This window comes from Nostoc sp. FACHB-152, from assembly GCF_014697475.1.
Classification (GTDB): Bacteria; Cyanobacteriota; Cyanobacteriia; order Cyanobacteriales; family Nostocaceae; genus Nostoc_B.
The window spans coordinates 229884-251633 of the sequence record NZ_JACJRV010000001.1 but is presented as its reverse complement, the minus strand read 5'-3'; the positions used below and the strand labels follow the sequence as shown (position 1 = coordinate 251633).

General features: G+C 40.1%; 15 protein-coding genes and 1 pseudogene. 6 read left to right on the top strand and 10 right to left on the bottom strand.

The window, feature by feature from the left end; all coding sequences use genetic code 11:
• Positions 1–11: 11 nt before the first annotated feature.
• The 9 genes from H6G76_RS01010 to ppsA all read right to left on the bottom strand — a co-directional run bounded on the left by H6G76_RS01010 (position 12) and on the right by ppsA (position 13349).
• Positions 12–1049, bottom strand: a complete 1038-nt coding sequence (locus H6G76_RS01010; RefSeq protein WP_190694352.1) for a dihydroorotate dehydrogenase-like protein — start codon at positions 1047–1049, stop codon at positions 12–14.
• 157 nt (positions 1050–1206) lie between these two features.
• On the bottom strand, positions 1207–4854 hold the full coding sequence (gene nifJ / locus H6G76_RS01005) for a pyruvate:ferredoxin (flavodoxin) oxidoreductase (RefSeq protein WP_190694350.1): 3648 nt from the start codon (positions 4852–4854) through the stop codon (positions 1207–1209).
• A 184-nt stretch (positions 4855–5038) separates the two neighbouring features.
• Positions 5039–5494 (bottom strand): hydrogenase maturation protease, encoded by a 456-nt coding sequence (locus H6G76_RS01000; protein WP_190694348.1) that lies wholly within the window; start codon positions 5492–5494, stop codon positions 5039–5041.
• A 9-nt stretch (positions 5495–5503) separates the two neighbouring features.
• Positions 5504–6955: a Ni/Fe hydrogenase subunit alpha gene (locus H6G76_RS00995; RefSeq protein WP_190694346.1), complete on the bottom strand. Its 1452-nt coding sequence runs from the start codon at positions 6953–6955 to the stop codon at positions 5504–5506.
• A 141-nt stretch (positions 6956–7096) separates the two neighbouring features.
• Positions 7097–7639, bottom strand: a complete 543-nt coding sequence (locus tag H6G76_RS00990) for an oxidoreductase (protein WP_190694345.1) — start codon at positions 7637–7639, stop codon at positions 7097–7099.
• Positions 7627–8343: a bidirectional hydrogenase complex protein HoxU gene (gene hoxU / locus H6G76_RS00985; RefSeq protein WP_190694343.1), complete on the bottom strand. Its 717-nt coding sequence runs from the start codon at positions 8341–8343 to the stop codon at positions 7627–7629. The genes H6G76_RS00990 and hoxU overlap by 13 nt, the downstream gene beginning before the upstream one ends.
• 105 nt (positions 8344–8448) lie before the next feature.
• Complete coding sequence (nuoF, locus tag H6G76_RS00980; RefSeq protein ID WP_190694341.1) at positions 8449–10059, bottom strand: NADH-quinone oxidoreductase subunit NuoF; 1611 nt, start codon at positions 10057–10059, stop codon at positions 8449–8451.
• Positions 10046–10582, bottom strand: a complete 537-nt coding sequence (gene hoxE, locus H6G76_RS00975; protein ID WP_397333628.1) for a bidirectional hydrogenase complex protein HoxE — start codon at positions 10580–10582, stop codon at positions 10046–10048. The genes nuoF and hoxE overlap by 14 nt, the downstream gene beginning before the upstream one ends.
• A gap of 265 nt (positions 10583–10847) precedes the next feature.
• Positions 10848–13349, bottom strand: coding sequence for a phosphoenolpyruvate synthase (ppsA, locus tag H6G76_RS00970; RefSeq protein ID WP_190694340.1), 2502 nt, complete (start codon positions 13347–13349; stop codon positions 10848–10850).
• A gap of 230 nt (positions 13350–13579) precedes the next feature.
• Here ppsA and H6G76_RS00965 point away from each other — a divergent pair, with 230 nt between their 5' ends.
• The 3 genes and pseudogenes from H6G76_RS00965 (at position 13580) to H6G76_RS00955 (ending at position 17353) form a co-directional block, all read left to right on the top strand.
• Positions 13580–16498 carry a cation-transporting P-type ATPase gene (locus H6G76_RS00965; protein ID WP_190694338.1) on the top strand — a complete coding sequence of 973 codons (2919 nt, stop codon included), beginning with the start codon at positions 13580–13582 and terminating at the stop codon, positions 16496–16498.
• A 227-nt stretch (positions 16499–16725) separates the two neighbouring features.
• Positions 16726–16968, top strand: a complete 243-nt coding sequence (locus H6G76_RS00960) for a hypothetical protein (protein ID WP_190694336.1) — start codon at positions 16726–16728, stop codon at positions 16966–16968.
• Positions 16965–17353 (top strand): annotated as a pseudogene (locus tag H6G76_RS00955) (type II toxin-antitoxin system VapC family toxin). Before H6G76_RS00960 ends, H6G76_RS00955 begins: the two are co-directional and overlap by 4 nt.
• A 17-nt stretch (positions 17354–17370) precedes the next feature.
• Here the strand turns inward: H6G76_RS00955 and H6G76_RS00950 are convergent.
• Positions 17371–18552 carry a sugar MFS transporter gene (locus tag H6G76_RS00950; RefSeq protein ID WP_190694334.1) on the bottom strand — a complete coding sequence of 394 codons (1182 nt, stop codon included), beginning with the start codon at positions 18550–18552 and terminating at the stop codon, positions 17371–17373.
• Between the two features lie 200 nt (positions 18553–18752).
• On the opposite strand from H6G76_RS00950, the gene H6G76_RS00945 reads away from it, so the two are divergent.
• The 3 genes from H6G76_RS00945 (at position 18753) to H6G76_RS00935 (ending at position 21675) form a co-directional block, all read left to right on the top strand.
• Positions 18753–18950: a hypothetical protein gene (locus H6G76_RS00945; protein ID WP_190694333.1), complete on the top strand. Its 198-nt coding sequence runs from the start codon at positions 18753–18755 to the stop codon at positions 18948–18950.
• Positions 18951–19460: 510 nt separating this feature from the next.
• Positions 19461–20261: a WecB/TagA/CpsF family glycosyltransferase gene (locus tag H6G76_RS00940; RefSeq protein ID WP_190694331.1), complete on the top strand. Its 801-nt coding sequence runs from the start codon at positions 19461–19463 to the stop codon at positions 20259–20261.
• 178 nt (positions 20262–20439) lie between these two features.
• Entirely contained in the window at positions 20440–21675 is a 1236-nt protein-coding gene (locus tag H6G76_RS00935) for a glycosyltransferase family 4 protein (RefSeq protein WP_190694329.1), read from the top strand.
• Positions 21676–21750: the final 75 nt, after the last annotated feature.

Below are 21750 nucleotides of genomic sequence, written 5' to 3'. Positions count from 1 at the left end.
AATTTTTATAGCTAACCGAAAAAGTGTGTTGGTTCGGAGATTCGTTGCGATTCTGGTATGTAGGTTTGCAGCGATCGCATATACTGAACTCGCTCAAAAGCTGTAGGATTAGGACAGTTTTGCTGGCTCATACTGCCTCGCATTTGTTGAATAGATTCATATTCATTTCTCTCCATCCATTGGCGCATTGCTGTTTCAATGACACGCATATGTTCAATGCCATACTGCAATAAAACAGAACACAGCATCGTCACATCAGCACCTACCATTAGCATTTTCAAAACATCAATTGCTGTATAGATACCGCTAGTGGCAGCAAAGCTGACATTATTGATGCGACTATAAAGAATTGCAATCCAATGTAACGGTAAACGCATAGCTTGGGAGGTACTTAAAACCACATTTGGTTCAACCTCTAAAGTTGTTAAGTTAATATCTGGTTGGTAAAAGCGATTGAACAGTACCAAACCATTAGCACCAGCTTCAGCTAACAACTTAGCCATATTCGCCATGTTGCTGAAATAAGGGCTAAGTTTAACAGCAATCGGAATACTAACTGCCGATCTGACTGTAGAAACGATATTAATATAGTTTTGTTCTACTTCAGATCCAGTCAATTCTATATCTGTAGGCAGATAATAAATATTTAATTCTAAGGCATCTGCTCCTGCTTGCTCTATTTGTTTGGCATAGTCAAGCCAACCACCTAGGGTAAGACCGTTGAGACTGGCGATAATCGGAATATCTACCATTTCTTTTGCCTGACGAATATGGTTGAGATATTCCTGAGGCCCTACATGGAAAATGTTAGCTGCGGGAAAATAAGTAATTGCTTCTGGATAACTTTCTGTTCCTTGTGTTAAATAATAATGCAAGTCAGATTTATCTTGACGAATTTGTTCCTCAAATAAGGAATGTAAAACTACTGCACCTGCGCCTGCATCTTCCATACGCTTCACGTTATGAATGTCTTCTGAGAGAGGTGCGGCGGCGGAAGGGACTAAAGGCGATCGCAGTTGTAATCCCATGTAATTTGTTGTTAAATTCATAAAAACCTACCTAATATAAAAATCCGGTTTGATTACTGAACAGACTTGTGTAGTCAGGCAATAGTCAGTAGGCAATAGGCAATAGAAAAGAAGGTAAAATAGATTTGTTTGTAACTGATTTAGGCTTGCTATATATAGGTGCATGGTATGCATATAATTACAATTTCAAAACATTAACTATCTCTGGAGAATTGATGCGATCGCTATTTTGAATAAGCGATGTCTGTATTGGTTTTGAAGCCAAATATTGATACAGTTGCCAACGAGTATTTACATCCTGTTGTGCAACTTGTAGTAGTTGCTTTGCTATTTCTGGATCGCTTTTTGTTAACATTTTAAAGCGATTTTCTAAATACATATATTTTTCAATTGGTATTTTAGGAGTATGAGAATCAAGCTGTAATGGGTTTTCTCCTTGTTGAATGCGTTCAGGATGATAGCGATACAGTAGCCATTGACCTGAATCTACAGCTGCTTTTTGATTTTGCATGGCGGTACTCATGTTAATGCCGTGAGCAATACAATGACTGTAGGCAATAATTAGAGATGGACCTGAATAAGCTTCTGCTTCTAAGAATGCTTTGAGAGTATGTTCGTCTTTCGCACCCATCGCTACACTAGCAACGTAAACATTGCCGTAAGTCATAGCAATTAAACCTAAATCTTTTTTCGGTGCAGATTTACCGGATGCGGCAAATTTCGCTACAGCCGCACGCGGAGTTGCTTTAGATTTTTGTCCGCCAGTATTAGAATAAACTTCTGTATCTAGTACCAAAATATTCACGTTTAGACCACTTGCTAAAACGTGATCTAATCCACCAAAACCAATATCATAAGCCCAGCCATCACCACCAATTATCCAGACACTCTTTTTCACTAAATAGTCAGCTAAACTGAGCAGTTGTTTAATTTGATTGGTAACTTGTAATTGTTGGTTATTATCTAATAAAGCTGTTAACTTTTGTTTCAGTAAAACTATACGAGTACGCTGCTCGTAAATATCAGCTTCATCGGTTTGCGGTGCGTTTAAAATGCTATTAGCTAATTCTTCTCCTACTAAGGATGCTAGTTGGTTAAGTAACTGAGTAGCAAATTCTATTTGTTGGTCGATGGATACTCGAAAACCTAAACCAAATTCGGCGTTATCTTCAAATAAAGAATTAGACCAAGCAGGGCCTCGTCCTTCAGCATTGTGAGTCCAAGGTGTAGTAGGTAAGTTACCGCCATAAATCGAAGAACAACCAGTAGCATTAGCGATAATAGCGCGATCGCCAAATAGTTGACTCACTAATTTTACATAAGGTGTTTCACCACAACCTGCACAAGCACCAGAAAATTCAAATAAGGGTTCTTGTTGTTGCTGTTGGCGAATAGTTGTCAGTTTTAAATTTCTCCTGTCTAAAGGCGGAATGTTTAAGAAGAAATCCCAATTTTCTGTTTCTTGTTCCCGCAGAGGTGGTTGCGGTTGCATATTGATTGCTTTTTGGGCAGGAATTGATTTATTTCTTGCTGGACAAACATCTACACAAATGCCACAGCCTGTACAATCTTCTGGTGATATTTGAATCGTATACTTTAAATTAGTCCAATCGTGGTCGCGTGCATCACTCGCTTTAAAAGTAGCTGGTGCTGTTTCTAAATATTCTGCTTCGTAAGCTTTACCTCTAATTACAGCATGGGGACAAACCATGACACATTTACCACACTGTACGCAGATATCTGGTTCCCAAACTGGAATTTCTTGAGCAATATTACGTTTTTCCCATTTAGACGTACCTGTAGGGTATGTACCATCCACTGGTAAGGCACTGACAGGTAACTCATCTCCACAACCAGAAATCATTTTACCTAAAACTTGTTGCACAAATTGAGGTGCATTTTCTGGTACAGGTAAAAGCTGTTCTATGTCGCTGTTAATAGTGCGATCACTAGTTGCTACTTCATAGAGATTTGCTAACGTATGGTCAACCGCAAACAGATTCATTTGCACAATTTCATCGCCTTTATTACTGTAAGTTTTGACGATTGATTGTTTGATTTTAGCGATCGCTTCTTCTTTTGGTAAAACGCCAGATAAAGCAAAGAAGCAAACTTGCATCACTGTATTAATGTGTCCGCCCAACCCACTTTCTCGCGCTACTTTATAGGCGTTAATCACATAAAATTTGACTTGTTTATCTATAATCTGACATTGAACTGTTTTCGGCAGATGTTCCCAAATTTGTTCTGAAGTATAAGCAGTGTTCAGTAAAAATATTCCGTTTGGAACAATATGATCTAACATATCAAATCGTTCCAAAAAAGGTGATTGATGGCAAGCAACAAAGTTAGCTTGATTGATTAGGTAGGTAGAATGAATAGGTTGGGAACCAAAGCGTAAATGAGAAATAGTAACTGAACCTGATTTTTTAGAATCGTAAACGAAATAGCCTTGGGCATAGTTATCTGTTTCTTCACCAATAATTTTAATAGAATTCTTATTTGCTCCTACAGTACCATCAGCACCTAGCCCATAAAATATCGAGCGAATGACATTATCTGATTCAATAGAAAAATCAGGATCGTAAGTCAGACTAGTATGTGTAACATCGTCATTAATACCGACTGTGAAATAATTTTTCGGCTCACTTTGCCCTAAATTATCAAATACAGCTTTAATCATTGCTGGCGTGAATTCTTTAGAAGATAAACCATAGCGTCCGCCAACAATAGATTTGAGATTTGTCAAATTTTTAGTCGATTTAGACTGTAATTCGTAAATAGCATTAACCACATCCAAATAAAGAGGTTCACCTGTACTGCCTGGTTCTTTAGTACGATCTAAAACAGCGATCGCGTGGACAGTGGATGGTAAAGCCGCAATAAACTTTTCAGTATCAAATGGCCGATATAATCTAACTTTTACGACACCAACTTTTTCACCGCAATTATTGAGATAATCAACGGTTTCCTGTACAGCTTCACAACCAGAACCCATCAAAACTATGACTCTCTCAGCATCAGGTGCGCCATAATATTCAAATAATTGATATTGCCTGCCTACTAATTGAGCAAATTTATCCATTACCTGTTGCACAATTGTTGGACAAGCTGCGTAGTAAGAATTCAAACTTTCGCGCGCTTGAAAATATACGTCAGGATTTTGTGCTGTTCCTCGAATAACTGGATGATCTGGGGATAAGGCTCGATAACGATGTTCTAAAATTAAGTTTTCATCAATTAGCGATCGCAAATCATCATCTGATAATAATTCCACTTTAGATATTTCGTGAGAAGTGCGAAAGCCATCAAAGAAATGTACAAAAGGTATGCGGGATTTTAAAGTCGCAGCAGTAGCAATTAAAGCAAAATCATGTGCTTCTTGTACCGAAGCAGCACAAAGCATTGCAAAACCAGTGGCACGCGCTGCCATCACATCACTATGATCGCCGAAAATAGAGAGAGCCTGAGCAGCTAGCGATCGCGACGCAATATGAAATACTGTAGGCGTTAGCTCTCCGGCAATTTTATACATATTTGGGATCATTAATAATAATCCCTGAGATGCAGTAAATGTTGTAGCCAGAGAACCTGTTTGTAAAGCACCGTGGATTGCACCAGCGACACCCGCTTCACTCTGCATTTCTATAACAGTAGGTACAGTACCCCAGAGATTTGCTTTTTTTTCTGCTGTCCAGGTGTCTGCCCATTCACTCATCACAGAAGAAGGAGTAATGGGATAAATAGCGATAACTTCATTGAGTTTATATGCAACTCTGGCAACAGCTTCGTTACCATCTATAGTTGCAAAGATTTTCGCTTTCATTGCGTTACACCGCTAATCTACCTCTAACCCTAAGTTACGACAAAAGTTTGAGGAATTTGTGAGGAGATTGAGCTAAACTAATAAGCGCGATCGCTACTACTATTTCTACAACAATTTTATTAAAAATAATTACTATAAATATTAAGTATTTACAAGAAAAGTGAAATAATATTTAATTAACTACCTACTGTTTTAAATTTAATAATTTATTTATTTCTGCTAAAGCTTGCTTCATACTTTCTCTAGCAAAAGGTGAAATGCGATCGCCTATTTCAAAATTCTCTGCTGGAACTTTAACTAACCAAGCTTGGGGGTAGTAGCCATAAATAGCATATGCGATCGCTAATAGTACTGGAGGGTCACAAATGTGTCCTAATGTTAAGCTAGTAGTTATTTCTAGAGGTATTATTTCTACTTCCTTTGCATCTATAGCTGGATAAGCATCTATAAAAATAGCAATATCAACATTTGCTAATTCTTCAGCTAATTCAGGCGTGAGTTGATGTACAGGCAACGAACGTAAACAAGGATTTTTCCAAGTTGCAATAATATCAGCTAATTGTTTGCCAACAACGTCATCACTACGTAATTCATTTCCGTAGCCAATTACTAAAATAGATGGATTAACTTTCTTCTTCACTTACTTTTTTTAATTTCGCCAAACTTCGTTAAGCAGACTACCATTCAAACTAACTAATTGTACGTGTAGAGGCATTTGTCCGACTGCATGAGTTGAACAACTTAAGCAAGGATCAAAAGCCCGAATTCCCGCTTCAATGCGATTCAATATTCCTTCAGTTATTTCTGAACTATGAATGAAATTTTTAGCAATTTGAGCTACAGTCCGGTTCATTGCTAAATTATTTTGACCTGTAGCAATAATTAAATTGGCTTTTTGAATTAAGCCATTTTCATCTACTTGATAGTGGTGAAATAATGTACCGCGCGGTGCTTCACTGACACCGACTCCTTCTAATTGGTTTATACCAGCATTAGCACGCAAATGAGAAGGCGACATATCTAAATTATCTAGTAATAATTCAATGTGTTCAATACAAGCCAAAATTTCAATTAAACGTGCGTAGTGATAAAAGAAGGATGAGTTAACCGTGCCTTTTCCCCTTTGGCGGAATTCCTGCAACGCTTGATCAGCTAGAGGTGTACCAATGCGATCGCAAATATTTAGGCGTGCTAGCGGCCCAACTCGATAAATACCATTATTTAAATTACAACGATTTTGTTCTTCTGGATAACCAAGGGGACGATAGTAGGGAAATTTTAAGTATGACCAACTTTCAACTGCTTCTCCAATATAGTCTTGAAAGCGAGTTGGATCGAGTTTATCAGCAATAATATTGCCACCACTATCTACAAACCGAATATAACCATCATAGGTTTCCCACGTGCCATCAGCACTCACTAACCCCATAAATAAGGTTGGGAAATTACCAAAAGTTTGGATTTCCTGTTCGTAATTTGCAAGTAATTTTTTAAAATGTTCTAAAGCATTGATAACTGTAGTTCGCGCTTCTGAAATCCGGCTCAGAATATGAGTACGTCCTGCTTCCGAAAGGGCTTGTCTCACGCCGCCTGGAACTGCCCAAGATGGGTGAATTTTTTTACCTCCTAATAGTTCAATAATTTCTTGTCCAAATTGGCGTAAGCGAATTCCGCCACGGGCTAATTCTGGTTCGGCTGCCATTAATCCAAATACATTGCGTGTGGCAGGATTACTATCCATTCCTAATAGTAAATCTGGCGCGCTGAGATGGAAAAAACTGAGAGCATGAGATTGAATAATTTGTGCTAAATTCATTAAGCGGCGTAACTTTTCGGCAACAGGCGGAATGGTGACAGACAAAATGCGATCGCCTGCTTTAGCAGAAGCTAGCAAATGGCTAACCGGACAGATACCACAAATACGAGCAGTAATTCCTGGCATTTCCCACAGGGGACGGCCTTCACAAAATTTTTCAAAACCTCGAAACTCTGTAATGTGAAAACGAGCATCAGTAACTTGTCCAGAGTCATCAAGATAAATTGTTATTTTGGCGTGACCTTCGATTCTAGTTACTGGATCGATAACGATGCGTTTTGACATAAAATCTGGTTTGATTAGTGAACATACTTGGGTATGGAGGCAATAGGGAATAGGCAATAGGCAATAGTAAAGAAGGCTAGTAACATATACTGATTTTTGAAAAAATTAAATCTGAGTCCTAATATTAGGCAATAAATTTAGTTAACCAAACTTGATTTCTTGACCTGTTAAATGAGGTTTTTCTCCTGCGATTATTGCCTCTAGTACTGCCCTAATTCTATCTGCTGGAGGTGGGCATCCAGGTAGATAAATATCTACAGGTACTATTGTATGAACAGGTTGTACTTTATCTAGTAAGGTTGGTAAGATACCTGGTTCTGATGGAACTTGTTTATTAATATCTGCGGTTTCAATATAGCTGCGTTGTAAAACAGATTGAGCATTACCTAAAGGGTTGCGTAAAGCCGTAACATTTCCTGTGACGGCACAATCGCCAAAAGAAATGAGTGTGTGCGATCGCTCTCTAACTTTGAGAATCAATTCTAAGTTATCTTCATTAGCAACTGCGCCTTCTACTAATACGAAATCTACTCCTTCTGGATACTCTTTGATATCGATGAAAGGGCTAAAAACTATGTCAAATTTGGCTGCTAATTCAAATAACCATTCATCTAAATCTAAAAAAGACATATGGCAACCTGAACAGCCGCCTAACCAAACTGTTGCTAATTTTAAACGTTCCATTGTTTCTGCTCTCTTGCATTCATAATAAATTCCAGCTTGGTGCGATCGCGGGTCATTTCACCCACCGTAGAACCTTGGAAGAAAATTGCACCTGTTGGGCAAGCATGAACACATTTACTACAAGAAGTACAACTTTGAGAGGTTCCCCAAGGTTGATTTAAATCAGTAATTACGTGCGAATTAAAACCTCTACCTGCGACATCCCAAGTATGTGCGCCTTCAATTTCATCGCATACACGCACGCAACGAGTACAAAGAACACAACGATTATGATCAACACCAAATCTTGGATGCGAAATATCAACTGAACGCTGAGGAAATTGATAATTTAATCGCACATGATCCATGCCCATTTCGATAGCTAAATTCTGCAATTCGCAATTACCATTAGCTACACAAACAGAGCAAATATGATTGCCTTCAGCAAATAACATTTCAATAATCATGCGCCGATATTTTTGTAACTGCTCAGTCCGAGTTTTTATTTCCATCCCCTCAGAAACTTGGGTAACGCAAGCAGGTTGTAATTTATTGCTACCAGCAATTTCTACTAAACATAGTCGGCAAGCACCCACCTCTGATACTCCTTCTAAATAACAGAGTGTAGGAATATGAATACCAGCTTCTTGTGCTACTTCTAAAACTGTTTGTCCTTCATTAGCACTTACTAGTTTCTCATTTATTGTGAGGGTTTTTACTGTCATAATGAGTCAGCATCTATTAAGATAATATTTGATTTTTGAAAAAAGCAGTATATTATTACCTGCCTCCTTTACTATTGCCTATTGCCTCTTACCTATTGCCTATATTTATCTCCTTTCTACAGTTACATTAATCAAATCTAAATATTCATTGCGGAAATGACGCAATGTACTCAATACAGGATTCGGTGCAGACTGACCAAGACCACATAGACTAGTATTTTTTACCATATCGCACAACTCTTCTAATAGTTGTAAATCAGTTAATGATGCTTTACCTTCACTAATCTTTTTTAATAATTGATACATTTGCACAGTACCCGCGCGGCAAGGAATGCATTTACCGCAAGATTCATCCATACAAAATTCCATGAAGAATTTTGCAACATCAACCATATTGGTCGATTCATCCATAACAATCATGCCGCCAGAACCCATGATTGAACCAAGATGAGTTAAGGATTCATAGTCTACAGGAGTATCAAATGCAGATGCCGGAATACACCCTCCAGAAGGGCCTCCTGTTTGTACTGCTTTAGCTTTGCCATTATCAGGAATACCGCCGCCCATTGTTTCAACAATTTCGCCCAATGTTGTTCCCATTGGGACTTCAATTAATCCCGTGTTACTAATTTTGCCAGCTAAAGCAAAAACTTTAGTACCTTTACTTTTTTCTGTACCAATACCAGCAAACCAATCAGCACCTTTACGAATAATGGGTGCAATATTAGCAAAAGTTTCTACATTATTAATTAATGTAGGAGAACCCCATAAACCTGATTGTGCTGGGTAAGGTGGACGAGGGCGAGGCGTGCCACGTTTGCCTTCAATTGATGCCATTAAAGCGGTTTCTTCACCACAAACATATGCACCAGCACCGATACGAATGTCAATCCGAAAATCAAATGGAGAATCGAAAATTTTACTACCTAAAAGCCCTAATTTTTGTGCTTGTTTAATAGCATTTTGTAAGCGGTCAATGGCTAAAGGATACTCGGCTCTAATATAGATATAACCTTGATTTGCGCCTACAGCATAAGCCGCGATCGCCATTCCTTCTAAAACTCGGTGCGGGTCGCTTTCTAAGACGCTACGATCCATAAATGCACCAGGATCGCCTTCATCAGCATTACAGATAACAAACTTCCGTTCTCCTGCTGCTTTGGCTACAGTTGCCCATTTTAAACCTGTAGGATAACCTGCACCACCACGCCCTCTTAAACCACTACGAGAAATTTCTTCTACTACTTGCTGTGGATTCATTTCTATTAGTGCATGGTATAGTCCTTGATACCCTTCAGCAGCAATATAAGATTCAATTTTTTCTGGTTCAACTTTGCCGCTATTTTCTAGGACAATGGGTAGTTGTTGTGTGAAAAATGGTTGATTAAGATTACCTTTTTGAATAGTAGTTGCTTCACCATTAATTGCAGCAACAATTGATGAGGCATTATTAACTTGGACTTTTTGATAAAGAGTTTCTTCATTAAATTTCTGTACTTCAACTAACGGCCCTTGGCAACAAAGGCGCATACAGCCCACACCAGAAACCTGTACTTTATCTTCTAAACCTAATGCTTTGACTGCTGTTTCTAGTTCTTCTTTGACTGCTTGTGATTGAGACGACACACAACCAGCAGCAGTGCAACAACGAATCACCACTGGTTTCTGAGATTGGCGTTCCTTTTGAGCAATTTCTTGTAGTTCAATTAGATCCATTTTCTAGCCATCCTTGCAAGTGAGTGACTACTGATTCTGGTGTTTGATTTCCTGCTACTGTGCCATCAAAAACAACCGCAGGGGCAATTCCACAAGCACCTAAACAACGCGCTGTTTGCAGTGATATTTGATTGTCTGGAGTTGTTTCACCAGCACTTATCTGCAAATTTTGGTTAATGTTTGTCAGTAAATTAGCTGCACCTTTGACATAACAAGCCGTCCCAGTACAAACAACACAAGTGTGAACTCCTTTAGGTGCAAGTGAGAATAAATGATAAAATGTCGCTACACCATAAACACGACTAGGTGGTAATTTTAGTTGGCGAGAAACGTAAATTAAAACATCATTGTCTAAATAACTAAAAAGTTCCTGAGCTTTATGCAGAATCTCGATTAAAGCATCTTGTTTATAGTGATGACGCTTCATGGTAACATCCAACATTTTGAAGCGTTTGTCACCACTTGGATGTGTTTGCGAGGCAGGTATTTGTGATTTTTCTACGGCATCAACCATAATTTTCATGCTCTAGGAATCGATTGGTTGCGATGATTTTTCAACTTATGAATAGTATTTTTGTAAAATAGGTATTAGCTAATATTTTGAGATTAGAATTGTTAAGCCTGAAATTTATAGCCATGCTCTCATTCTTGGTTTTACCCCTCCCTAACCCTCCCCTTATAAAGGGGAGGGAACTAGATTAGTTAGTTTCCCCCCTTTCCAAGGGGGGATTAAGGGGGGTAATTAAACTTGTGCAACTATAGCCTTGTTAAGGAAGTTAGTTAACAGTCTACTTCGTTTCTAAAGCTGCGACTGCTAAGAGGGTTTTGACTACAGAATCGGGATTCAGACTAATAGAATCAATGCCTTGTTCTACTAAGAATTGCGTAAACTCTGGATAATCGCTCGGTGCTTGACCGCATATCCCAATTTTACGCCCATTTTTCTTAGCTTTAGCGATCGCCATTTGTACCATTTCTTTCACGCCTTCGTTACGTTCGTCAAAGATATGGGCTACTAAGGCAGAATCTCGATCTAGTCCTAAGGTAAGTTGAGTTAAGTCATTAGAACCAATGGAAAAACCATCAAATACTTGACTAAAATGATCTGCCAAAATCACGTTATTAGGAATTTCGCACATCACATAAACTTGCAAACCATTTTCCCCGCGCTTGAGTCCGTTTTTCTCCATTTCGGCTAATACTTTACGACCTTCAGCAGGTGTGCGGCAGAATGGAACCATTGGGATGACGTTAGTTAAGCCCATCTCATCCCTGACTCGTTTTAGCGCATGACATTCTAAGGCGAAACCATCACGATATTTTTCATCGTAGTAACGAGAAGCACCCCGCCAACCAATCATTGGGTTTTCTTCATGGGGTTCAAATTGCTTACCTCCTAGTAAGTTGGCGTATTCATTACTCTTGAAGTCAGACATTCGCACGATTACAGGCAAAGGATAAAAAGCAGCCGCAATCATGCTGATACCTTGAGCTAATTTATCCACAAAGAAATCTGGTTTATGGGGATACAATGCTGTTAAGTTAGCTATTTTTCGCTTAACTTCTTGATCTTCTAACTGCGAGAAGTGAATTAACGCCAGAGGATGAACTTGGATATGGTTAGCAATGATAAATTCTAATCTGGCTAAACCCACACCATCACAAGGAATCCCAGCTAAACCAAACGCTTGGTCTGGATTCCCCACATTCATCATAATTTTGGTTTGAGTGTGAGGTAATGTATCTAGAGTAGTTTCATGAACTGTAAACGGTACTAAACCAGCGTAAACTTTACCTTCTTCTCCTTCAGCACAAGAAATCGTGATTTCTTGTTCTGTGTGCAGAACTTCTGTAGCACTACCGCAACCCACAATTGCAGGGATACCCATTTCTCTCGCAATTATCGCGGCGTGACAAGTGCGTCCACCTTGATTAGTGACGATCGCACTAGCTTTTTTCATAATTGGTTCCCAGTCAGGATCAGTCCGGTTGGTAACTAAAACTTCTCCTGCTTGAAACTGGTCTAGGTTATGCACATCTAAAATTACTCGTGCTTTACCATTACCAATCATTTCACCAACAGCACGACCTGTGATTAATACCTCGCTACTACCTTGTAAATTATAGTTACGCAGGATGTTACTAGACTTTTGGGATTGCACTGTTTCTGGACGTGCTTGCACAATGAAGAGTTCGCCTGTAAGCCCATCTTTTGCCCACTCCATATCCATAGGAGTGTAGCTACCACGTACTAAAGAATAGTGTTCTTCGATAATGACAGCCCACTTAGCTAATTGTAGGATTTCCTCATCCTTGAGGGCAAATTTACGTCTTTCTAATTCGGGTACTGGTATGTTTTTTGTCAACTTGCTGCCGCCCAAGTCGTAAACCATTTTCAACTCTTTAGTACCCAAGCGTTTTTGTAAAATGGGGCGGAAATTTTGTTGTAAAGTTGGTTTAAATACAAAGTATTCATCGGGATTTACTGCACCTTGGACAACGTTTTCTCCGAGTCCATAGGCAGCACTAATTAAGGCAGCATTTTTAAAGCCTGTTTCTGTGTCGATAGAAAACATAACTCCAGAGGATGCGAGGTCAGAACGCACCATCTTTTGGATACCCACAGAAAGCGCGACATTAAAGTGGTCAAAACCTTTGATAGTCCGGTAAGAAATTGCCCGGTCAGTAAATAGAGAAGCAAAGCATTTATGACAAGCTTCTAATACGGCATTAACTCCATGTACATTCAAGTAAGTTTCTTGCTGACCGGCAAAACTAGCATCAGGTAAATCTTCGGCTGTCGCACTAGAACGGACTGCCACATCTACATTACTACTATATTGTTGACAGGCTTCTCTTTCTTCAGGTGCAACTCGCTGGCAAAATTCGGAATCTGCACTATATCGTTTGCATAACTGTAAATAAGCAGTGGCGATCGCCTCTTCTAATTCTTTGGGAAAGGGAGTATGTAAAATTAAAGCACGTGCTTGCTGCCCGCGATCGCGTAGGTTCTGAACATCTTCGACATTTAAATCTGCAAATAATTGCCGTAATTTCCGCTCTAAATCGGCTTTTTCAATAAAATAACGATAAGCATAAGCAGTAGTAGCAAAGCCAGCAGGAATTTTAATTCCTAATGGTGTTAGCTGTTGTAACATTTCCCCTAAAGAAGCATTTTTGCCGCCAACTAAGGCAATATCAGCAATTCCGACTTCTTCAAACCACAGCACTAAAGCTTGTTCTTTAGAAACTGAGAGGTTATTGTCTAGCTCGACTGTTTTTAGCAACATACCTTAAATTCCCTAAATACCAAAGCTTAGTTACACAGCTACAAGCAATTGTGTAGTAGGCGATTACTTTCTATTAAGCCCTGTAACCCTGACATCTATGCTTTTACTAAAATAATGTGAGGAATTTGTGAGCATTACATCACAGTACAAAATTACCAAATTCATTCAATTCCTCACAATTTTGCCAAGTTCTTTGCCTATAAATAAAGATTACGTTTAAAGGCAGCAGCATGGAATTAAATCATCAACCGATTTGGTCTTTATCAACTCAAGATGTATATCACTTTCTTGAGACTACTGAAAGTGGCTTATCTGATGACAAAGCTGACCAGCAACTAGCTAAATTTGGTGCGAATGAACTGCCAGAACCGCCTCATCGCCCCTTGTGGTTAAGGTTCACCGACCAATTGCGACACTTCATGGCTCTTTTGTTGTGGGTGGCAGGAATTTTGGCATTTATCTCTGGTACACCGCAGTTAGGTTGGGCAATCTGGGCGGTGATTTGGATTAATGCAATTTTCAGTTTCTGGCAAGAATTTCAGGCTGAACAGGCATTGTCAGCATTAAAGAATGTGTTGCCGATGCAGGTAAAGGTGTATCGGAATGGCGAACTGAAGCAGATTCCAGCGCGGGAACTGGTGCTAGGAGATGTGATGCAATTAGAAGAAGGCGATCGCGTCTCGGCGGATGCTCGTCTTGTGGCTGCTGAAAGCCTATATTTAGACATCTCTGTTCTCACAGGGGAATCTCTGCCTGTGGCTCGAAATGCCCATCCGGTGCGGATACGTGAAGTTGCTTCCCTCCGAGGCGGTAAAACTATTCCATCTGGTGAACAGACTCAACAAGAGAAAGTCAATTTAGTTGAAATTCCTAATCTAGTATTGGCAGGTTCGACAGTTTCATCAGGACGAGGCGTGGCTGTGGTGTATGCTACTGGCGCACAAACCGAGTTTGGTCATGTAGCTCATCTGACAACTGTTGTCACACGGGAACCCAGCACCTTAGAAGTGCAAGTCAGTCAACTTGTGCGGGTGATTACGGCGATCGCTCTGACTATGGGGATTGTTGTATTTTTGCTGACATCCCTACTAGTAGGTATGGAGGTGAAAGAAAGCTTTATTTTTGCGATCGGCATTATTGTAGCGTTAGTCCCAGAAGGATTATTACCGACAGTCACATTGTCATTAGCGGTTGGAGTGCGGCGAATGGTGCGGCGTAATGCCCTAGTCCGTCGCCTTTCGGCTGTAGAAACTTTAAGCGCGACAACGGTTATTTGTACCGACAAAACCGGAACGTTAACCAAAAACGAAATGACTGTGCATTATCTCTGGATTCCTTGGCAACCTACTGACGATGCACAACCTGAAACTAAACAAGCGATCGCGCCCTATTTAATTGAAGTGACTGGGGCTGGATATGATCCCACACAAGGCAAAGTAAAAATGCCCCGGAATTTTACCGCCTCCTGGAAAGTGAATTTATTACTTACAGGTGCAGCACTTTGCTCGAATGCGCGTCTAATTCATCTGACTGCACCGAGTCGTTGGCAAGAGATTGGCGACCCCACCGAAGCGGCTTTGTTAGTAGCTGCTGCCAAAGCCGGGCTGAATTTGGAAATCTTGCAAAAACAACTGCCACGTTTGCGCGAAGTGCCGTTTGATTCCCAGCGACGGATGATGACAGTGGTATTAGATTGGCGAACATCGACGGTATGGGGTAGTGACTTGCCCAACCTAGCTTTTACCAAAGGCGCACCATTAGAAGTGTTGCGGCACTGCACATCTATCTTACGCAATGGCATGATTGCAGACATCACCCCAGATGACCGGGATCAAGTATTGACCAGTAACGATAGATTAGCTGCCCAAGGTTTTCGGGTGTTGGGGGTGGCAGCGCGGCGTGGAGATAGTGAAATGTTGGATATGCGATCGCAAGACTTAGAGCAAAATTTGACATTTATTGGACTGGTGGCCATGTTTGATCCACCCCGTCCAGAAGTTAAAGATGCGCTGGTTCAGTGCCATTCCGCAGGCGTGAAAGTAACTATGGTCACAGGTGATTATGGTCTGACGGCGGAGGCGATCGCTCGTCAAATTGGACTGATAAATAACACAGTACGGGTAGTCACTGGTGAAGGTATGGGACATTTATCAGACGCACAACTAAGGCAAATTGTCAAATATAGGTCTGGGTTGGTGTTTGCGCGAATGTCTCCTGAACACAAACTGCGGTTAGTCCAAGCCTACAAAGATATTGGCGAAGTCGTAGCGGTAACAGGCGATGGAGTCAATGATGCCCCCGCCTTACGAGCCGCCCACATTGGGATCGCAATGGGGATGAATGGCACAGATGTGGCACGAGAAGCCGCAGATATAGTTCTCACGGATGACAATTTTGCTACCATTGTTGCAGCGATCGAACAGGGTCGCGCTGTGTATCAAAATATCCGCAAATTTATCACGTATATTTTGGCATCCAATGTAGCGGAATTATTACCTTTCTTGCTGATGGTGGGATTAAAAATTCCCCCAGCGTTAGTGATAATGCAGATTCTCGCCATTGATTTAGGTACAGACTTAGTACCTGCTCTCGCCTTGGGTGCAGAAAAGCCAGAAGCCGGCACAATGCAGCAAGCACCCCGGAAAAAAACGCGATCGCTCCTTGACCGTTCTCTGATTTTACGTGCCTATTGTTTTTTAGGATTAATCGAAGCTGTTCTGGGAATGATTGCATTCTTTCTCGTTTGGTGGAGTTACGGCTATGGTTTAAAAGAGTTACAACTTTTAACCCCTAATATTCTGTCTCACTCAGCCAACGCCGCCACCATTGCAATTTATACCCAAGCGACAACAATGACCTTAGCCACAATTGTGGCTTGTCAGGATGGAAATGTTTTTGCGTGCCGTTCCGAACACACTTCTATTCGGCGGTTGGGGTTATTTTCTAATCCATTCATCTGGTTAGGAATTGCGATCGAATGGATTTTAGTCCTGCTGATTACCAACAGCCCATCTTTAAGCAACATTTTTTCTACTGCACCTTTAGCACCCTGGCAATGGTTGCTGCTGCTGATATGTCCACCCATCCTTTTAGGCGCAGACGAACTACGAAAAGCCTCATTGAGCATAAATCGAAGACATAAACCATAGCAATACTTGCTGAACAATGTCAGAGCGATCGTCCCAGCCGGACACCCAAACAGTGAAGGGCGATCACATTAATATTATTGTGCAGGTACTTCGGTTTTCTTTCGGCGTATTACGCCTCTCTTTTTTTTACAAATTTGTATTTTATCTTGAGTAACAGATAGCCTTTGTATTTAATTACATTATTACAACTGTAACTCAGACTAAAAACCCTGCTTATTGTGTGAAATATGAACGCTCACAAGATAGAAGTCGTTTTAACTGAAGATGGAACCCTGACGCTACAGGGTTTACCTTTTCATGCTGGGGATGCTGTGGAAGTGATTATTCTAGAAACTAAAACTCCACAGCAGCAAGCCCAACATTTACCCCAATCAGGTACAAATCCTTATCATTTGCACAACACACAGCCATACCGTTATGACGACCCCACAGAACCCGTCGCTTTAGAAGACTGGGAAGTTTTGCAATGATTATGCTTGACACTCATATTTGGGTTTGGTGGGTACAAAACGATTCACGACTGACCCAGCAACAGCGACAATGGTTACAAGATTACGAGTCTGACGGTTTAGGAGTGAGCATTCTTTCTTGTTGGGAAGTAGCCAAATTGGTAGAGAAAAATAGATTAATTTTACCCTTGGCTATTGATAAATGGCTAGAAGTGGCTTTAGCTTATCCTGGTGTACACTATTAAATTTGTCCTTGCCGATAGTAATTGATTCAACTCAGTTAAGCGGTTTCCATAGCGACCCGTTTGATCAACTTATTGTGGCTACAGCCAGATTTTATAATTGTCCATTATTAACGGCGGATGCGAAGATTCTTGACTATCCGGATGTGCAAACTCTTAATTAGAAGTATTCACCTTGGTATTAACTTACCGAATGTTGCGCCAGCCAGCAATGTAAACCTACCATGAAAACTGCTAATGGCAGCATCAAAATGGGAATAATTTCTAAACTTGTCCAACTTGCAATCCAGCCTGTAGCCGTAGGGATGAGGGCTGCACCGATACTGGCAACACTGGTGGCAAAGCTAACAGCCGCAGGAACGAGAGTATCTGGCAATCGTTGCGGAATTAACCAAATGGTGGCAGGAAAGATTGCTGCTAACCCAAACCCAATTAAAGGTAAGCTAATCAATTGATCTGGCAGTTGCCACCAAGCCAGCAATCCAATTATCACCAGGCTAAGAGACATAGTGATGGTGCGGACTCCCCCCAGCCTTTGCAAAAAATAACCTAAGATGAAACGTCCCAATGTTAATCCGAACCAGTAGGCACTCACGCTGTAACCAGCAATCAGTGTAGGAGTGGAACGCGCGACAGATTGCACAGTGTATGCCCAGTTACCAATGGAGGCTTCAGTGCCAACATAAACCGCCAACAGTAGCCCAGTTAGTAATACTATCGGAGTTTTGAGCGATCGCCCTAAATTTTCCCACGCGTTTGTATTTGATGCTGATACTTTGACTGTCATGGGTGTGTAATTGTAGATAATCACACCCAGCACACTTACAATTAATAAGCTGACAATTCCGGCTAACACCCAATAAACCTGTCGCCAGTTCATCCCAATTGCTAACAATGTAGTTGCGATCGCCGGGCCAGAGAGTGCGCCAATCCCATAAAATCCATGTAGCGAACCAATCAGATTGGCACTGCGTGAATCTTGCACAATATAAGTATTGATCCCTGCATCAATCAGCCCAATGCCTAATCCCAATATTGTGCCGGCTGCAACCATAATTAACCAGTAGGGTGAAGCGGCATAAATTACCAAAGCCATCGTCAAGGCGATCGCAGCAATCAATAACATTCGCCCTAACCCCAGCCGACTACTTACAATACTGCTAGTGAAGGCTGCTAAAATGTAGCCGCTAATTTGACTGACAAATAGTAACGTAACAGTAGCTGGAGTCAGATTATAGGTAGACAGAATCGAAGGTAACAGAACTCCTAATCCCGCTTCAGCAATACCAATAGCAATAAAGGCATAATAGGCGATCGCTACCCCAATCCACAGAGGCGGTAGAGTTTTTTGATAATCTCTCATTGGCTGAATGCTCCTGGATCTGGCGATTTGGCTACTGACATCCTCAAACATAACTAGTAGGATGGTTTATATGGTGACTTTTTGCAGTCATTTTAAATTTTAGCGATCGCAAGATAGAAAAATGAGCTAATATTGAATAAGTAATCAAAAATAAGCATATCTAGCTGACAAATTGATTGACACAAAGGTAAATCTCAATTATGCGTTTAAAAAGATGGGAATCTCCCCGCCGAGAAGGGAGAAACGATAAAGGCAAAGGTGGTTCGGCCAGAAAGCGGCAACTCAAAAAACAAAGACAAATGCTGCGGCAGCGATTAAAAGAAAACAACAGTTCAAATAACAATAACAATGAGAAAAAGAGGGAAGAAAAACAATTCTTCCCTCTTTTTTGTTTCTGATTCTCATTTCATCTAGACAGTTGCTACATAGTGAATCTACTAAAACCTCTGGATGAATAAGTTTGGAAATCTTATTGGATTACATACAGCATTTTTCTAGCCTCTAGCCCCTAGCCTCTAACCTCTCTACCCTTGAAATATGTACTGCACAAAACTGAGAAACGCTGTATTATATTTACTTATGTAACATATACAACTACATAAAATCAGCTAAGTATAAATGTAATGCTAGTGTAAACAAATCACTAAATATTATAAGGGAATTATAAAGTTAAGCATTAATATTTAAATAAAGTTTGTTAAGCTAGTAAGCTAAGAGCCAGTTTTAATGGTTCAAGTACAATAAGTAAATAGTAAAATTACTGAACAAAGTATTTTATAACCATGTGTTTTTAAGTAAAAATGATCTAACCTTAAATCAAAGTTAATATTCAGATAATTGTTTCATTCAAAGATTGAGAGTGCCAGAAATAATCTGTCACTGCCTATCTTGGATACAAGGAGTAAGCTATGGTAGGAAAGGTGTTTCTGCCCACTCAAAGAGTGCTTGATTTCCCTATTACAGCCTTACGTTTTGAGGATCAGATACAAACAATACTCAAATGGGGGATGTCTCGACAAAGTAAAACAGTATGTGTAGCAAATGTACATATGCTCATGGAGGCTCACTGGAATCCCGAATTTGCAAACAGACTCCAAAATTCAGATATAGTTACTCCTGATGGTATGCCGTTGGTGTGGATGATGCGCCACATGGGGGTACGTTGTCAAGATCGTGTGGCCGGAATGGATATTTTTCTTGAGGTATGTCAACACGCACAAACACATAATATTAGTGTTTTCTTTGTCGGTTCAAAGAAAGAAATTCTTGACAAAATACACACAAAATTAAAACAGGAATTTCCGAAATTAAAAATAGCGGGAATGGAACCCTTACCCTTCTGCCCACTTAGAGAAATTGAAGACAAACCTTTAATTAACGAAATCAACTCTAGTGGTGCTGGTATAGTCTGGGTATCTCTAGGGTGTCCAAAACAAGAGAAGTGGATGATTAAACATAAAGGTAAAATTCAGGCAGTCATGGTAGGAGTGGGTGGGGTTTTCCCTGTCTATGCCGGAATACAGAAACGCGCACCCCGTCTAGTACGTGACTTAGGGCTAGAATGGTTTTACCGTTGGATGCAAGAGCCGCGTAGGCTTTGGCGGCGTTATACAACAACAATTCCAGCTTTTATTTGGTTGGCGACTAGGCAGTTGTTATCTAATCGTAATAGTATCTCTGGTGTATTTATTCACACGACTGGCGATTAAACAACCTTCTTGAATCATCAATCTATAACTTTTTCCCAAATATTACAGCTTAAAGCTTCATTATTAGCTGTAATATTTTTATCAGTATAGCTGTTGTAGAACTTGGCGAAAATGTTTCAAGAATAATAGCTTTTATGAACACATTATTTTATTTTTAAAAGCTACTAAATTAAATCGTATGAAAATTCTAATTTCTGCCTACGCCTGTGAACCAGGTCAAGGTTCTGAACCAGGAGTAGGCTGGAATGTTGTGAGAGAAGTGAGTAAATATCATCATGTTTGGGTTTTGACATCTCACTGTCATCGCCCAGCTATTGAAACCGAATTAGCACGTAACCCTCAATCTCAACTTAACTTCATTTATTTAGACCCTTTCGATTTCCAAATAAATTGGAACCACCAAGGAAAACATACTCAAAAATGGGTTTATATTCATTATTATCTTTGGCAAATAAAAGCCTATTTTGTTAGTTGTTCGCTGCATAAAAAAATTAAATTTGATATTTTACATCATGTAACTTATGTTAAATATACTAGTCCTTGCTTTCTTTGTTTATTACCCATTCCTTTTATCTGGGGGCCTGTGGGAGGTGGGGAGTTAATTCCCTCAAACTTTTGGCAAAGCTTAAGTTTATATGGCAAAGTTTATGAGTTTTTTCGCAGCATAGCTCGCTCAATAGGAGAGTACGATCCTTCTGTTCGCTTGGCTGCAAAAAGGAGTGTTTTAGCTTGGGCAACTACAGAGGAGACTGCTTGTAGGTTACGCCAATTAGGAGCCAAAAATGTACAATTATATTCTCAGTTGGGCATATCTCAAGAAGAATTCGTTAGCCTGAGCAAGGACATTAAATCTAATCTATCCCCAGTTAGATTTATTAGTGTAGGTAGACTGATATCTTGGAAAGGATTCCATCTAGGATTAGCAGCATTTGCCCAAGCAAAGCTACCTAATTCTGAGTATTGGATTATTGGCGAAGGATGCGAAAAACAAAATCTAGAAAATATTACCCAAGAATTAGGTATTAGGAAACAAGTAAAATTTTGGGGTAATTTATCTCGTAATGAAACTTTAACTAAAATAGCTGAATGCTACACACTAATTCACCCCAGCTTACATGATTCTGGAGGATTAGTCTGTTTAGAAGCAATGGCAGCAGGTATTCCAGTAATTTGCTTGAATGTAGGAGGCCCAGCAGTTCAGGTGACAGAAGAAACTGGCTTTAAAATTCCGGCAAGTACACCTGAGAAAGTAGTAAATAATATTGCCCAAGCAATGATATGTTTAGCGAAAGATGCGGATTTAAGATTACGTATGGGTCAAGCTGGGCAAAAAAGGGTAAGAGATATTTTTAGTTGGGAACTTAAAGGTTCTTTTATGTCTCAATGCTATCAAGATGTGGGTAATCAGCAATAAATAATTTATTGCCATCTGCTTTTGCTTTGCTTAATTGTGATTACCTACTCTGTAGACTATCTATATCATCTACCA